The 14158-nt window shown below is 63.4% G+C and carries 13 protein-coding genes; 7 read left to right on the forward strand and 6 right to left on the reverse strand.

Annotated features, from left to right (window positions below; genetic code table 11):
- Positions 1 to 47: 47 nt before the first annotated feature.
- The 5 genes from C1D09_RS19550 to C1D09_RS19570 all read right to left on the reverse strand — a co-directional run bounded on the left by C1D09_RS19550 (position 48) and on the right by C1D09_RS19570 (position 6615).
- Positions 48 to 1016 (reverse strand): ABC transporter permease, encoded by a 969-nt coding sequence (locus C1D09_RS19550; RefSeq protein WP_143975857.1) that lies wholly within the window; start codon positions 1014 to 1016, stop codon positions 48 to 50.
- Positions 1013 to 2566: a sugar ABC transporter ATP-binding protein gene (locus C1D09_RS19555; RefSeq protein ID WP_143975858.1), complete on the reverse strand. Its 1554-nt coding sequence runs from the start codon at positions 2564 to 2566 to the stop codon at positions 1013 to 1015. The genes C1D09_RS19550 and C1D09_RS19555 overlap by 4 nt, the downstream gene beginning before the upstream one ends.
- A gap of 157 nt (positions 2567 to 2723) precedes the next feature.
- Positions 2724 to 3719: an ABC transporter substrate-binding protein gene (locus tag C1D09_RS19560; RefSeq protein ID WP_143975859.1), complete on the reverse strand. Its 996-nt coding sequence runs from the start codon at positions 3717 to 3719 to the stop codon at positions 2724 to 2726.
- Between the two features lie 329 nt (positions 3720 to 4048).
- Complete coding sequence (locus tag C1D09_RS19565; RefSeq protein WP_143975860.1) at positions 4049 to 5047, reverse strand: aldo/keto reductase; 999 nt, start codon at positions 5045 to 5047, stop codon at positions 4049 to 4051.
- Positions 5048 to 5109: 62 nt separating this feature from the next.
- Entirely contained in the window at positions 5110 to 6615 is a 1506-nt protein-coding gene (locus C1D09_RS19570; RefSeq protein WP_143975861.1) for a UxaA family hydrolase, read from the reverse strand.
- Between the two features lie 252 nt (positions 6616 to 6867).
- Here C1D09_RS19570 and C1D09_RS19575 point away from each other — a divergent pair, with 252 nt between their 5' ends.
- The 6 genes from C1D09_RS19575 to gndA all read left to right on the forward strand — a co-directional run bounded on the left by C1D09_RS19575 (position 6868) and on the right by gndA (position 12721).
- Positions 6868 to 7770, forward strand: a complete 903-nt coding sequence (locus C1D09_RS19575; protein ID WP_143975862.1) for a GntR family transcriptional regulator — start codon at positions 6868 to 6870, stop codon at positions 7768 to 7770.
- Between the two features lie 121 nt (positions 7771 to 7891).
- The gene (locus C1D09_RS19580) at positions 7892 to 8242 is read left to right on the forward strand and encodes a DUF2946 family protein (RefSeq protein ID WP_143975870.1); all 351 of its coding nucleotides are present in this window, start codon (positions 7892 to 7894) and stop codon (positions 8240 to 8242) included.
- Positions 8243 to 8338: 96 nt separating this feature from the next.
- Positions 8339 to 8878: a copper chaperone PCu(A)C gene (locus C1D09_RS19585; RefSeq protein ID WP_143975863.1), complete on the forward strand. Its 540-nt coding sequence runs from the start codon at positions 8339 to 8341 to the stop codon at positions 8876 to 8878.
- A 38-nt stretch (positions 8879 to 8916) separates the two neighbouring features.
- Entirely contained in the window at positions 8917 to 9435 is a 519-nt protein-coding gene (locus C1D09_RS19590; protein WP_143975864.1) for a YcnI family copper-binding membrane protein, read from the forward strand.
- Positions 9436 to 9513: 78 nt separating this feature from the next.
- Complete coding sequence (locus tag C1D09_RS19595) at positions 9514 to 11127, forward strand: copper resistance CopC/CopD family protein (protein ID WP_167514680.1); 1614 nt, start codon at positions 9514 to 9516, stop codon at positions 11125 to 11127.
- Between the two features lie 166 nt (positions 11128 to 11293).
- The gene (gene gndA / locus C1D09_RS19600) at positions 11294 to 12721 is read left to right on the forward strand and encodes an NADP-dependent phosphogluconate dehydrogenase (protein ID WP_143975866.1); all 1428 of its coding nucleotides are present in this window, start codon (positions 11294 to 11296) and stop codon (positions 12719 to 12721) included.
- Here gndA and C1D09_RS19605 read toward each other — a convergent pair.
- Positions 12718 to 13770, reverse strand: coding sequence for a LacI family DNA-binding transcriptional regulator (locus tag C1D09_RS19605; protein WP_143975867.1), 1053 nt, complete (start codon positions 13768 to 13770; stop codon positions 12718 to 12720). The genes gndA and C1D09_RS19605 overlap by 4 nt on opposite strands.
- A gap of 68 nt (positions 13771 to 13838) precedes the next feature.
- On the opposite strand from C1D09_RS19605, the gene C1D09_RS19610 reads away from it, so the two are divergent.
- Complete coding sequence (locus C1D09_RS19610; RefSeq protein WP_143975868.1) at positions 13839 to 14150, forward strand: hypothetical protein; 312 nt, start codon at positions 13839 to 13841, stop codon at positions 14148 to 14150.
- Positions 14151 to 14158 lie beyond the last annotated feature (8 nt).

A 14158-nucleotide genomic window follows, 5' to 3' on the forward strand; every position in this document is an offset into this window, starting at 1 on the left:
TTTCCGACCCGTCTTCACGCCGGGCCGGAGGTCGATTTCAGCAGTGGTCACTTGCCGCCGCGGCGGCGCAGACCGTCGAAATAGACGATGACGATGATCAGCACGCCGGTGATGATGCGCTGCCAGAAAGCGTTGACGTTGAGCAGGTTGGCGCCGTTGTTGATGGTGGCGAGAATGAAGGCGCCAAGCAGCGGGCCGTGCACCGAGCCGACCGCACCGAACAGCGAGGTGCCGCCGATGACCGAGGACGCGATCGCCTGCAGTTCCCAGCCTTCGGCCTGGGTCGGGTTGCCGATGCCGATGCGCGAGGCCAGGAGCACGCCGACAAAAGCCGCGCACAGGCCAGACAGCGTATAGGCCATGTAGATGGTGCGCTGGACATTGACGCCGGAGAGGCGCGAAGCCTCGGCATTCGAGCCGACCGAGAAGAGGTAGCGGCCCCAGCGGCTGTGATGCAGGAAGATGTAGGCCGGAATGCCGACCAGGATGACCATCCAGAACAGATTGGGCACGCCGAGGAAGGAGTTGCGCGAGAATTCCTGGAAGGCATCATTGTTGATGGAGATCGAGTTGCCGTTGGTCATCAAAAGGCCGATGCCGCGCAGCGAGGTCAGCGTCGCCAGCGTGATGATGAAAGGCGGCAGGCCCATCTTGACGATGCCGAAGCCGTGGAACAGGCCGATCGCAACGCCAACCGCCAGCGTGATAAGGATGGCGAGGAAGACGGGTATGCCGGCGTTGATCAGCATCGCGGCAATGACGGTGGCGAAGCCGACCACCGCACCGACGGACAGATCGATGCCGCCGGTGATGATGACGAAAGTCTGGCCGACCGCCAGGATGGCGATCATCGAACCCTGACGCAAAAGGTTCGAGATGTTGTTGGCCGAGGCGAAGCTCGATGTCGACAGCGACAGGATGACCCAGAGCAGCACCAGCAGCGCCAGCAGCGTCAGCCCGAACAGGGCGTTGTAATTGCGCTTGGGTTTTTCGGCAGGAATCGCCTCGGTGCTCATATCGTTCCTCCCAGCTTTTCTTGTTTCTCGGCCAGCGCCTGTGTGAGAATTTCCTCGTGGTCGGCGGTGCGGAATCCGTGTGTTGCCACCAGCTTGCCACGGCGGAACACATGCAACGTGTCGGCCAGCTCATAGACTTCCGGCAGGTAGGACGAGATCAGGATGATGCCCGCGCCCTTCGACAAGAGCGCGCCGAACAGGCGGTAGATTTCGGCCTTGGTGCCGACATCGACGCCGACTGTCGGCTCATCGAAAATGAACAGTTTGGCGCCATGCGCCAGCCATTTGCCAATGACGATCTTCTGCTGGTTGCCGCCCGACAGGCTGGAGGCCAACGCATTGCGTGTCGGCGTCTTGATGCGGAGATCGGCGATCTGGCGGTCGGCCTGGGTCTTCTCCTGCGCCCCGGAAATCAACAGGTTCTTGGAGATGCGCTTGTAGATCGGCAGGTTGAGATTGAGGCCAACCGGCAAATTGAGGCAAAGGCCCTGGTCGCGGCGGCTTTCCGGCGCCAGCGCCATGCCGAGCTTGATCGCATCATGCTCCGAATTGACCTGAACCGGCTTGCCTTCCCAGAGGATCTGGCCGGCCGATTTGCGATGGCGGCCGTAGAGCGTGGTGACGAATTCGCTGCGCCCGGCGCCGATCAGCCCGTAGAGTCCGACGATCTCGCCGGCGCGGACGGTCATCGAGACATTTTCGAAGCCCTTGCCCGACAGGTTCCTGGTCTCCACGATCGCGGCACCCGGCGTGAAGTGCTCCTTGTGATAAACCTGCTCGATCGAGCGGTTGATCATCAGCTTGACCAGTTCGGCATCGTTGGTCTCGGCGATGTTTCTGGTGCCGACCAGCGTACCGTCGCGCAGCACCGAGACGCGATCGGCGAGTTCGAAGACCTCCTCCATGCGATGGCTGATGTAGATGATGGTCACGCCTTCGGACTTCAGGCGGCGGATCAGGGTGAAGAGCTGGTCGGCCTCCTTGCGGGTCAGGTAGGCGGTCGGCTCATCGAATATCAGGAATTTGGTGCCGCGCACGGTGGCGCGAGCGGCGGCGATCAGCTGCTGCTGGCCGATGGTGAGATCGCCCAGCATGACATGCGCCGGCAGGTCGAAGCCGAGATCGTCGATGATCTTTTGCGCTTCCTTGACCATGGCGCGCTGCTGCAGGATGCCGAAGCGCGAATTCTCCTCGCCGAGGAACATGTTAGCGGCGACGGTCAAATGACGGCAGAGCACGACTTCCTGGTGCACGGCATTGATGCCGAGCGCCATCGCCTCGTGCGGGGTCGCCAGCGCCGCCGGATTGCCTTCCCAAATGACATCGCCGGAGGTGCGCGGCATAACGCCGGTGAGGAGCTTGATCAGGGTGGATTTGCCGGCACCGTTCTCGCCGACGATGGCGTGGATTTCGCCTGACTTGAAGGCCAGCGTCACCGGCTTCAGCGCATGGGTGCCGGGATATTTCTTCTCGAGGCCGCGCAGTTCGAGGATCGTCCTGCCGGGCTCCAGCACAGGGGCGGGATGCAGGTCTTGCGCCGTCGATGTCATGACAATCCTCCTCCCAGATTGGCCTCACGATTTGGCATGCGGCGAGGCTTTGAAATGCCATCCAGAGCAACCTAGCCCAGGCTGGCGGATTTCCAAGCGATATGGATGTCGTTTCCGGGGCGCGAGGCCCCGGAAACTGTGCGATTGCGCCTAAGGCTCAGTTGAGCTTCGGATTGAGCAGCGCGTCGATCTTGGGATCCTTCATATTGGCCTTGGTGACGAGGTTGGCGCCAGTGTCGACATTGGCCTCGACCTTCTCGCCCTTCGAAGCGGCGAGGGCGGTCTTGATGCCGTCATAGCCCATCCGGTAGGGATCCTGGACGACGAGGCCGGAAATGACGCCGTCGTTCAGGAACTTGATCAGCTTCTCGTCGCTGTCGAAGCCGATCAGGCCAACCTTGCCGGCAAGCTTGTTCTCGGCGATCGCCTGGCCGACGCCCTGCGCCATGATCAGGTTGGAGGCGAAGATGCCCTTCAGGTCCGGATTGGCGGTGATCAGGTCGGTCGCGATGTTGAGGCCGGTGGTGGCCTGACCGTCGGCATATTTGTCGGCGACCAGTTCGAGGCCGGGGTACTTGGCCTTGAGCTGTTCCTTGAAGCCCTGGGCGCGCTGCTCGAGCGAGCCAGCACCGGGCAGTGCCGTGATCAGGGCAACCTTGCCTTCGACCTTTCCGCCATTGGCCGCGCCGATGGCAGCTGCAAGACCGTCCGCGGCGACGCGGCCGCCCTGGACGTTGTCGGTGGTCAGGAACGAGGTGAAGGCCTTTGAGTCGGCGCTGGAGTCGATGCCGATGACCTTGACCTTGGCCGCTGCCTCATCGATCGGCTTGCCGAGCGCCTTGGCTTCGGTCGGCGCGATGACGACGGCGGCCGGGTTGCCGGCGACGGCGTTCTCGAGGATGGAGATCTGGCCGTTGACGTCGGTTTCAGCCTGGGCCCCGAGTTCCGGCACGTTGACGCCGAGATCCTTGCCGGCCTTGCGGGCACCGGCGAGCACGATCTGCCAATAGAAGGACGTGGTGTCCTTGACGATGATCGGAATGGTCACATCCGCCGCCGAAACCGGCGCCGAGTGCATGACGCCGGCGAGCATCGACGCTGCTGCCAGCGCCATGACGGCGCGGCGGTTGAGAATGCTGGTCACGAATTTCATAGGATTCCTCCCTAAGTCGCCCGGTGAACGTTACGGAAGCTCCGTTCGGATAGGCGTGGCCCAAACAGAACTTTATCAATAAAAAACATTTACGCTGTTTTGATAGTGCATCGATCTGGACGATGCAAGCGGTGTTTCGCACCCGATCCCATGTCAGGCACGGACACATTCAGGCGCCGCTCCTCCCTGGACACAGCCTAACGCTTCTGTTTCGTGCAAACATGGAATATTAATTCCATGAGTTAGTCAATGTGGAACATTCATTCTTTCCGTCGAGTCGCGCGTTTGTGAAGTCGAGCCTCTCCCGCCAAGGCTGGTGGACGCCCGCTTCACGCAAGGCTCTGCACCACCGTGTAGGGACGATATTTGGCGTATTCCGTCTCCGCCACCCTGGTTTCGAGCAGTTCGAGATTACGTGTCAGGTTTGCCAGCTTGGCGGTGCCGGTCAGCACGGTGGCGACCGTCGGTTCGTGCAGGGGAAACTGAAAGGCTGCGGCCGCCAGCGGGTAACCGCCTTCGCCGGCGATCTTCTCCATGGCATCGACCCGATCGAGCATATCGCGGCCGGCGGGCTGATAATCGAAATGCGCGCCTTGCACCGGGCCGGTCGCCAATATGCCCGAGTTGAAGACGCCGCCGATCACCAGCGACGTCTGCTGCGCCCGGCACAGCGGCAGCAGTTCGGCTTCGGCGCTGCGGTCGAGCAAGGAATAGCGGCTGGCGAGCAGGATGCAGTCGAGCGGCGCCCGGCGCATTACGTCGAGGCAGACCTGGACTTCGTTGACACCGAGGCCATAGGCGGAAATCGTGCCGGCTCGCTTCAACTCCTCGAGTGCCTTGAGCCCGCCATCCATGAGCTGGCGAAAGTGCAACTTGGTCTTCTCGACGCCATGCGTGTAGGCGCCGATGTCGTGCACATACAGGATATCGATCTTGTTCAGCCCAAGCCGCGCATAGCTGAAGTCGACCGACCGCATTATGCCGTCATACGAATAGTCGTAGTCGAGCGCGAAGGGCAGCGGATCGACATAGGAGTGGTCGGGCACCTGGTCTTCAGGCACCGGCCGGAACAGGCGGCCGACCTTGGTGGACAGCACGTAGGAATCGCGCGGCTTGTGGCGCAGGAAATCGCCGAAGCGTCGTTCCGACAAGCCGAACCCATAGAACGGCGCGGTGTCGAAATAGCGCAGGCCCGCATCCCAGGCGCCTTGCAGCGTCTCCATCGCCGCCTCGCGTGAACAGGCGCGGTACAGGCCGCCGATCGCAGCGCCGCCGAAACTGACCTCGGTGACCTCGAGCGCCGTCTTGCCGATGCGGCGTTTTTCCATGCAAACCCTCCCCGTCGCCGGCCGCTGTCCAGCCCGGCGGTTCTACCACATATGCGTTGAATTCAGAGCGTCGCGCCGAGATGCCAGGGCACGAACTCATTGTCGCCATAGCCGAAATCCTCGCTCTTGGTCTTGCGGCCGGAAGCCGTCTCGACGATGAGTTCGAAAATCTCGCGGCCCATGCCGGCGATGGTCTTTTCGCCCGAGGCGATGACGCCGCAATTGACGTCCATGTCCTCTTCCATCTGGTGATACATGGTCGAGTTGGTGGCGACCTTGATCGACGGTGTTGGCCGGCAGCCGAAGCAGGAGCCACGGCCGGTGGTGAAGACAATGACATTGGCGCCGCCCGCGACCTGGCCTGTGGCCGAGACCGGGTCGTAGCCGGGCGTGTCCATGAACACCAGTCCGCTGCCGGTGACTTTCTCGGCATAGCCGAACACGCCGTTGAGCGGCGTCTGGCCGCCCTTGGCGACGGCGCCGAGCGATTTTTCCAGGATGGTGGTGAGGCCGCCGCGCTTGTTGCCGGGCGAGGGGTTGTTGTCGATCGAGGCGCCATGCTTGGCGACGTGATCTTCCCACCACTTCACATAGCCATCGAGCTTCTTGGCGATCTCGGGCGTCGCCGCGCGGTAGGCGAGCAGATGCTCGGCGCCGTAGATTTCCGTTGTCTCGGAGAGGATGCCGATGCCGCCGACGCCGGCCAGAATGTCGACGGCCGCGCCCAGCGCCGGATTGGCTGTTATGCCCGACATGCCGTCGGATCCGCCGCATTGCAGACCGACGACGATCTCGCTGACCGGGATCGGCTCGCGCTTCAACTGACCGACTTCCTCGGCGATCTCGGCCAGCACGGCCATCGCCTTCTCCACCGATTTGCGCGACCCGCCGGCGTCCTGGATGTTGAAATGGCGTTTTCCCGCGGCGACACCCTTCTGGCCATAGAGGGTGAGCTGATTGACCTCGCATCCCAAGCCGACCATCAGCACGCCCCCGAAATTCGGGTGGCGGGCATAGCCGGCAAGCGTGCGATGCAGGACCATCATGCCGTCGCCAGTGCCGCTCATGCCGCAGCCCTGACCGTGGACGATCGGCACGAAACCGTCGATGCCGGGATATTTCGGCAGCAAAGTCCGGTTGGCGGTGTCGGCGATGGAGTGGCAGACCGTGGCCGAGCAATTGACGCTGGCGATGATGCCGATGAAGTTGCGCGTGCCGGCGCGGCCATCCGCGCGACGATACCCCATGAAGGTGCGGGCGCGGTCGGCCGCTGTCGCATGCTCGGCCTCGCTTGGCGGCACCACCGGCAGGCGGCCGGCCTCGAACACTAGATTGTGCGAATGGACATGCTCGCCCGGTGCGATGTCCTGCGTGGCGCGGCCGATCGCCTGGGCGTATTTGACCACGGCTTCACCGGCGGCAATAGGCTTGATCGCCACCTTGTGGCCCGGCTCGATAACGGCGGTGGCAACCGCGCCGCCCGGCAGAACCGTGCCGATCTCGACGCGGCCATTGGCAACGGCGACATTGTCTGCGGGAGACAGAAGAATGGTGTTCGAGACGTTCACGGGCGGTTTCCTGGGTGATCCTGGGATGCGCGGATTGACACGCGTCTGTTAAGAGCTAATGTCTTTTATCGTGAAAAAACAGTTTTGCGTCAATTGTTTTTTCGCGGGCGTTCCGCACGCCTCTGGCTGGCGGTGCCGCTGCAAACAATGGACCGTGCCCCGGCGAAAGCGATTCCTGCTTTTCAGGGTCATGGGAACGTCATATTGCGCTTCAAGCCGGCCGCCGCAAGCGCCGGCATGAATGGGTCAGGGATGTCCAAGAGCAACAACGTCTACAAGGACGCCTACAACAGGTGCCTCAGGCTGCTCGACGAAACGCGCAGCCTGCCGTCGGAACCAGAGCTGGGCACACTGCTCGGCGTCAGCCGCACGACCGTGCGCAGCATCTTGGCGCGCATGGAGGAAACCGGGCTGATCGCCTGGAACAAGCGCGCCAAAACGGTGCTGCGCGAGCCGCGTCCGGACGATTTTTTCCCTGAGGAAGAGACAGACACACTGGCCGAGATCATCGAGCGGTCGTTCATGCGACGGCTGCTCGCCGGCGGCGCCGAGGCCGGCATGCAGATCAACGAACTTGAACTGGCGCGCGAGATCGGGGTCGGCACCACCAGCGTGCGCGAGTTCCTGATCCGCTTCTCGCGCTTCGGCCTGATCGAGAAGCGCCGCAACAGCCATTGGGTGCTGAAGGGTTTTACGCGGGCCTTCGCGCTCGAACTGACCGAGATCCGCGAAATGTTCGAACTGCGCTCGGCGGCCGCCTTCGCCGCTCTGCCGCAAGACAGTCCGGTCTGGGCTGATCTCGAACGCCTGGAGGACGAACATCGTCTGCTGGCGCGAGAGATCACCACGCGCTTCAACGCGTTTTCCGAGCTGGACGAGCGCTTCCACCGGCTCATCCACCGGGCCTCGCACAACCGTTTCATCGTCGACTTCTACGACGTCATCGCCATGATCTTCCACTATCACTACCAGTGGAACAAGGCGCAGGAGCGCGAGCGCAACGAAGTCGCGGTGGGTGAGCACCTCGCCTATATCGAGGCGCTCAAATCGCGCGACCTCGGCAAGGTCGACGCCGCCTGCCGCAAGCACCTGAAGTCTGCGCGCCAGACGCTTTTGACCTCCATCCCCGAAAGCCGGTCCTTGCAGAAACCTTGATCGCGCCGCGTTGCCGCAGCATCGAATTGGCGATTTTCGACCTGCCGCCGCCATGATAGGTATCTTCCAGGAAGTGCTTGAAGAGGCAGATGGCTTGAACCGCCGGGGGAGACGCTGGAGCATGCCGACCGCGCTTGTCGCGGCCTGCGTGCTGCTGCTTCAGTCGATGCTCGGTGCCTTCGCTGCCGGGGCCAACGCCGCGCAGCTCGACGCATTCGGCAATGTGATCTGTACCCGTGACGGCGCGATCCAGCTTCCTGGGGGTGACCAGCACCCATCCCATCTCCCGGCCTGCTGCACCCTTGGCTGCAGCATGTTTTCATCCGCTTTTGCGCCGCCGCCCGACGCCGGGCTGGCCCTGGCCAGCCTTTCGTTTGAAGCGGTCGCCTTCGTTTTTCCGGCGAGCATCCACCTCGACTTCGCGCGCGAACGCTCGCCGTCGAACCCGCGCGCGCCGCCACCGGCGGCCTGAGCTTTTTGCCCAGCGGAACCTTTCGCGGGCGCACCCATCCAACGACCAAACGGCTCGCGACCGGCGACGGCGCGATCATCACTTCATGGAGCAACCATGTCCCATTTTTCCGATATAGCGGCGGGCAATCCGTTCGGCCGCATTCTGTCCGGCGTCCAGGACCGTCTCGGCGCTGCCGTGCTGGCCTTGGCGATCACGCTCGCCGGCGTCCAATCCGTCCTGGCGCATGAGTTCAAGGTCGGTGATCTCGAGATCGACCATCCCTGGTCGCGTGCCACGCCGATCGGCGCCAAGGTGGCCGGCGGCTATTTCACCATTGCAAACAACGGCAGCGCGCCGGACAGGCTGCTGTCGATTTCGTCCGACATCTCCGAAAAGGCCGAGCTGCATGAGATGGGTGTCAACGACGGCGTCATGACCATGCGGCCGGTTTCCGGCGGCCTGGAGATTCCAGCCGGCGGCAAGGTCGTTTTGGGTCCCGGCAGCTATCATGTGATGTTCATGGATTTGAAGCAGCCACCCAAGCAAGGAGAGATGTTCGCCGCCACGCTGACTTTCGAAAAGGCCGGGACGGTGACGATCAAATTCGCTGTGCAGGCCCTGGGCAGCGCGGCGCCTCAAGAAGACAACGACTGAACCGCCGTCGTGCCGATCAAGATTCTAGAGGGATCATCATGAACAAGTATCTTTTGGCTGCCGGCGCGATATTGGCTCTCGGGACAAATGCCGCCTTCGCGCACATCACGCTCGAAACCCAGGAGGCGGAGGTCGGCTCGACTTACAAGGCGGTGCTTCGGGTGCCGCATGGCTGCGACGGCAAGGCGACGACCGCCGTGCGGGTGCAAATCCCGGAAGGGGTGATCGCGGTGAAGCCGATGCCGAAACCCGGCTGGACGCTGCAGGCCAAGAAGGGCAAATATGACAAGTCCTATCAGCTCTATGGCCAGGCGGTGACCGATGGCGTCAAGGAAGTCGACTGGAGCGGCGGCAATCTGCCGGATGAATTCTATGACGAGTTCGTCTTCCGAGCCATGCTGACGGCGGATCTGCCCGTCGGCCAGAAGCTCTATTTCCCGGTGGTGCAGGAATGCGGCGATGCCGTCGACCGCTGGATCGCAATCCCGATGACGGGGCAGGATGAAGACGCGCTGGAGAACCCGGCGCCCGGCATCAAGCTCACACCGAAGAAATAGGTTTCTCCCCTTGGCGCGCTCTGCCTGCCGGAGCGCGCCGCAGCCCCGTGGCCTGGCATGACCGCAACATCGTCCCGGATGGTCGATATCACCAGCAAGCCCGTCGGCCGGATCGCCGGTGGACTGCTGCGCTTGCTCATGGTGCTTATCGTCATGGCCTCGACCAGCCAGGCATTTGCCCATGCCGCGCTGATCAAGACCGACCCGGCCGACGGTGTCGTGCTGGCGCAAGCGCCAACCCAGTTCTCGCTGACTTTCAGCGAACCGGTTTCGCCGCTGGTGCTGACGCTGGTGAAGCCCGACGGCACGCCGGTTGCGCTGACATCCTTCCGCCTCGGCGAGCAGACGCTCGAGATCGACAATCCGCAGACGCTTAAATCCGGCACGCATGTGTTGAGCTGGCGCGTCATTTCCGCCGACGGCCATCCGGTCGGCGGCTCGCTGCTGTTTTCCATCGGAGCGCCGACCGAGCCGCCCGCCGTGCCCGAAGCCGTCGACTGGCCGCTGCGCTTGTCGATCTGGATCGGCAAGGTCCTTCTCTACATCGGCCTCTTCCTCGGCGTCGGCGGCGCCTTCGCCCTTGCCTGGCTGGCCGGCAACGGAGCCGCCGGTCGGCGTTTTGTCACGGCCGCGATCCTGTGCGGGCTCGTGGCGGCACCCTTGTCGCTCGGCTTTCAGGGGCTCGATGCGCTCGGAGCACCGCTCTCCCATCTGGCACAGCCGGTGATCTGGCGGACCGGGCTCGGCACCGCCTTCGGCTGGTCGGTACTGGCCGCCCTGACCGCGCTGGGGATCGGTCTACTTTCGTTGGCTGGACCGCGTGTGCTCGCCAGGCCATTGGCGCTCGCCAGCCTCCTCGGTGTCGGTCTCGCGCTTGCCGCCAGCGGCCATGCCAGCGTGGCCGAGCCGCAATGGCTGACGCGGCCGCTGGTGTTCGTGCACGGTATCGGCATCGCCTTCTGGGCCGGCGCGCTAGTGCCGCTCGGTCTCGCGCTGAAGCGCCAGACGGCTGGCGCCGCCGCGTTCCTGCGCCGCTTCTCCCGCGCGATCCTGCCTGTGGTGGCCGTGCTTGCCGCGGCCGGCATCGGGCTTGCCGTCATCCAGGTGCAGACGCCCTCGGCGCTGGCCGGCACCGCCTATGGCCGGCTGCTGCTGGGCAAGCTGGCGCTGCTGGTCTTCCTGTTCACACTGGCCGCGGTCAATCGCTGGAAACTCACCGCTTCCGCCGAGGCCGGCGCTACGGAGGTGCGGCGCAGGCTGACCCGTTCGATCGGCGTCGAAATGCTGATCGTCCTGGCGATCTTCGGCGTTGCCGCGGGCTGGCGCTTCACCCCGCCCCCGAGGGCGCTGGCGATCGCGGCCGCGCAGCCGGCCTCGGTCCACATCCACGCGCTGGAGGCGATGGCCGATCTCAGCATCACGCCAGGCCATGCCGGGCCTGTCGCCGCCTCGATGATCATCATGACCGGCGATTTCGGGCCACTCGACGCCAAGGAGGTGACGCTGGTGCTGTCGAAGCCCGATTCAGGCATCGAGCCGCTGAAGCGCGCGGCGACCAAGCCCGGCGACGGCAGCTGGCGCGTCGACAACCTCATCATTCCGGTTCCTGGGCGCTGGATGGTGCGCATCGACATCCTGGTCTCGGATTTCAAGATGGTGAAGATCGAAGCGCCTGTGGACATCCGGCCGTAGCCGACAGATGTGATCGTTGTCGGACGGCCTGTATTGTGCGAACGCAACACAATTCGGCGAGGCGGTTGACGCGGCCAGAAAGGCCCGTCAATCATCTCGGGAAGAATAGGCATCCCGACAAAATCGCGGGCTCCAACCAACAAGATCCGAAAGCGGGGAAGAAACGATGGAAAAAGCCGAAATCGGCCTGATCGGCCTTGGCACGATGGGTTCCAACCTGGCGCTGAACATCGCCGAACACGGGCACCGCATCGCCGTCTTCAATCGCACCCAAGCGCGCACCGACGCTTTCGTCGAGAATGCCGGCGCGCTAAAGAACATGGTTGTGCCCTGCTACAGCCTGGAAGAACTTGCCGCTGCGATCCGGCCGCCGCGCCCGATCATCATCATGGTGCTGGCCGGCAAGCCGGTCGATGAGCAGATCGACGCCTTGCGCGGCGTGTTGTCCAGCAACGACATCGTCATCGATGCCGGCAACGCCAATTTCCGCGATACGATGCGGCGCTTCTCCGAACTGTCCGGCTCGGGCCTGACCTTCATCGGGATGGGCGTGTCCGGCGGCGAGGAGGGCGCGCGCCACGGCCCGTCGATCATGGTCGGCGGCACGGAGGATTCATGGAAGCGGGTCGAAAAAGTGCTGACCGCCATCTCCGCCAAGTTCAAGGACGAACCGTGTGCCGCCTGGCTCGGCACCGACGGCGCCGGCCACTTCGTCAAGACCATCCACAACGGTATCGAATATGCCGACATGCAGATGATCGCCGAAATCTACGGCATTCTGCGCGATGGCCTGGGCATGGGCCCGAAGGACATCGGCGCGGTGTTCTCCAACTGGAACAAGGGCCGGCTCAACTCCTACCTGATCGAGATCACCGCCAAGGTGCTCGCCGCCGATGATCCCAAGACCGGCAAGCCGGTGGTCGACATCATCCTCGATCGCGCCGGCCAGAAGGGCACGGGCAAATGGTCGGTCATCGAGGCGCAGCAACTCGGCATTCCGGCGACCGCGATCGAGGCGGCCGTGGCGGCGCGCGTGCTGTCGTCGATCAAGGACGAGCGGCTGGCGGCCGAGAAAGCCTATGGCAACATGGGGGTATCGAAGATTTCCGGCGACAAGGATGCGCTGCTGAAAGACCTCGAACTGGCGCTGTTCGCCGGCAAGATCGCGGCTTATGCGCAGGGTTTCGCGGTGATGAGCGGCGCCTCGAAGGAGTTCAACTGGAACCTGCCGATGCCGACAATTGCCAGGATCTGGCGTGCCGGCTGCATCATCCGCTCGCAGATGCTGGATACGATGGCAGAGGCCTTCAGCAGCGGCGGAGCTTCGACCAATCTTTTGATGGCGCCGGCTTTCATCAGCTTGATGCAGGAAGCGCATCCGTCGCTGCGGCGTATCGTGGCGAGGGGTTCCGAGGCCGGCGCGCCGGTGCCGGCGCTGTCTTCCGCGCTTGCCTATTTCGACAGCTATCGCCAGGGCCGCGGCACCTCGAACCTGATCCAGGCGCAGCGTGACTTCTTCGGCGCGCATGGCTTCGAACGCATCGGCGAGCAGGGTGCCTTCCACGGTCCGTGGGGCAGTGGCGCTGCCGGTTAGTCCGGAGAGCGATTGTAGGCCAGGACCTCGCCCGGCACGCTGAGACTTTGCAGCGAGCCGGGTGCCGCGCCGCCGATCCAACCGAGCACGGAGCGGGCGAGCTCGGAGCCCGCCATGCGGAAGTTCTCGTTGACGATCAGCAGTTCGGGCCGGAACAGATGCAAAAGGTCCGATGACTGCTTGGAGACGATGTCTACGTCGCGGCCAAGCTTGAGGCCCGCATCCTCGATGCCGGCGACGAGCGCAAGGGTGGCGGCGGCCGCGCTGCTGACAAAACCGTCCGGCCTGATGTCGCGGCGCATCAACTGCGCGGTCCTCGTCCTGATCTGTTCGATCGAATGGTCGATCGATACGGTGCTGAAAGGGATCTCGCTGGCGCCGACCTCGCTCAGTGCATCGGCAAAGCCGTTGACCGTATGGCCGTAATAGGTCAATCCGACGGGTGGCGTCAGCAAAGCGAGCTTGCGGCGTCCCATGCTCGCAAGGCGCCGTACGGCTTCGACCGCGAAGGCGTGATTGTCGAAGTCATGATAGGGGTGGACCAGCCCCATCTCGGTGCGGCCATGCGTGGCAAACGGAATGCCGCGCTCCAGCATGTAGCGTGCCCGTGGATCGTTCGGCTGCGTGCGTGAAATGATGACGCCGTCGGCGGAGCCGGTCTCGACCAGGTAGCGTATCGGGTCGAGCGGATCCTGCGAGCGCGAATAGGGCGTGACGATCAGATGGTAGGGCGTGTCGGCAATGACTTCCGAGACACCGTAAATGATGTCCGAAACAAAGCTCATGATCTCCTGCTCGGTGTTGAGCACGAGGCTGATGACACTGGTCTTGCCGGTTCTGAGCCTGACGCCGGCGCGGTTCGGGCGGTAGCCGATCTGCTTGGCGACGAGCTGGACGCGGCGCCTGGTTTCGGCGCCGATCTCAGGGGCATCCTTCAGGGCGCGCGACACGGTGGTGACGCCGAGCCCGGTCATGAAGGCAAGCGTCTTCAGCGTTGGCCTCCCTTGCGCCGACGCTTCCTCGTTCTTTTCCGTATGCCGTCTGTCCATTCGTCCCGCCCGTCAGGCGCATAGCAGCCGCAGGCCGGGTCGGCAATCGCCATGATTGGCGGCGTGGCATGATTTCAAACCCGGCAATCCGTCAATATACTGAAACGTTACAGATTGCCAACCGCACCGTGCTTGCGGGCGAATTCACAGGCCGGAATGGAGTCGCGAATTCGCTTGAGAATCCAGAGCGAAACGCCGTCCGGGCGACGCTCTTTGCCGGCTTGCGTGAACCCTTTCTATCTTGCACTGCAATTGCTCATATTGCGGCGCACAACGACGAGTTCGGTCGACATATTTTATTCGCGACTCGAAAAAATATCGAACGGTCCCCACCGCTGGGGTTGCGCCATCCGCGCAATTGCCGTATCGAAAATCTGTAACGTTTCAG

It is taken from the genome of Mesorhizobium intechi, assembly GCF_002879535.1.
GTDB lineage: Bacteria > Pseudomonadota > Alphaproteobacteria > Rhizobiales > Rhizobiaceae > Mesorhizobium > Mesorhizobium intechi.

Bases quoted from the DNA above. Each gene is read 5' to 3' on its own strand.
- C1D09_RS19610 (WP_143975868.1), top strand. From the start codon at position 13,839: ATGATTTCAAACCCGGCAATCCGTCAATATACTGAAACGTTACAGATT.
- C1D09_RS19605 (WP_143975867.1), bottom strand. From the start codon at position 13,770: ATGGACAGACGGCATACGGAAAAGAACGAGGAAGCGTCGGCGCAAGGG.
- C1D09_RS19590 (WP_143975864.1), top strand. From the start codon at position 8,917: ATGAACAAGTATCTTTTGGCTGCCGGCGCGATATTGGCTCTCGGGACA.
- C1D09_RS19565 (WP_143975860.1), bottom strand. From the start codon at position 5,047: ATGGAAAAACGCCGCATCGGCAAGACGGCGCTCGAGGTCACCGAGGTC.
- C1D09_RS19560 (WP_143975859.1), bottom strand. From the start codon at position 3,719: ATGAAATTCGTGACCAGCATTCTCAACCGCCGCGCCGTCATGGCGCTG.
- C1D09_RS19580 (WP_143975870.1), top strand. From the start codon at position 7,892: ATGCCGACCGCGCTTGTCGCGGCCTGCGTGCTGCTGCTTCAGTCGATG.
- gndA (WP_143975866.1), top strand. From the start codon at position 11,294: ATGGAAAAAGCCGAAATCGGCCTGATCGGCCTTGGCACGATGGGTTCC.
- C1D09_RS19585 (WP_143975863.1), top strand. From the start codon at position 8,339: ATGTCCCATTTTTCCGATATAGCGGCGGGCAATCCGTTCGGCCGCATT.
- C1D09_RS19550 (WP_143975857.1), bottom strand. From the start codon at position 1,016: ATGAGCACCGAGGCGATTCCTGCCGAAAAACCCAAGCGCAATTACAAC.
- C1D09_RS19595 (WP_167514680.1), top strand. From the start codon at position 9,514: ATGGTCGATATCACCAGCAAGCCCGTCGGCCGGATCGCCGGTGGACTG.
- C1D09_RS19555 (WP_143975858.1), bottom strand. From the start codon at position 2,566: ATGACATCGACGGCGCAAGACCTGCATCCCGCCCCTGTGCTGGAGCCC.
- C1D09_RS19575 (WP_143975862.1), top strand. From the start codon at position 6,868: ATGTCCAAGAGCAACAACGTCTACAAGGACGCCTACAACAGGTGCCTC.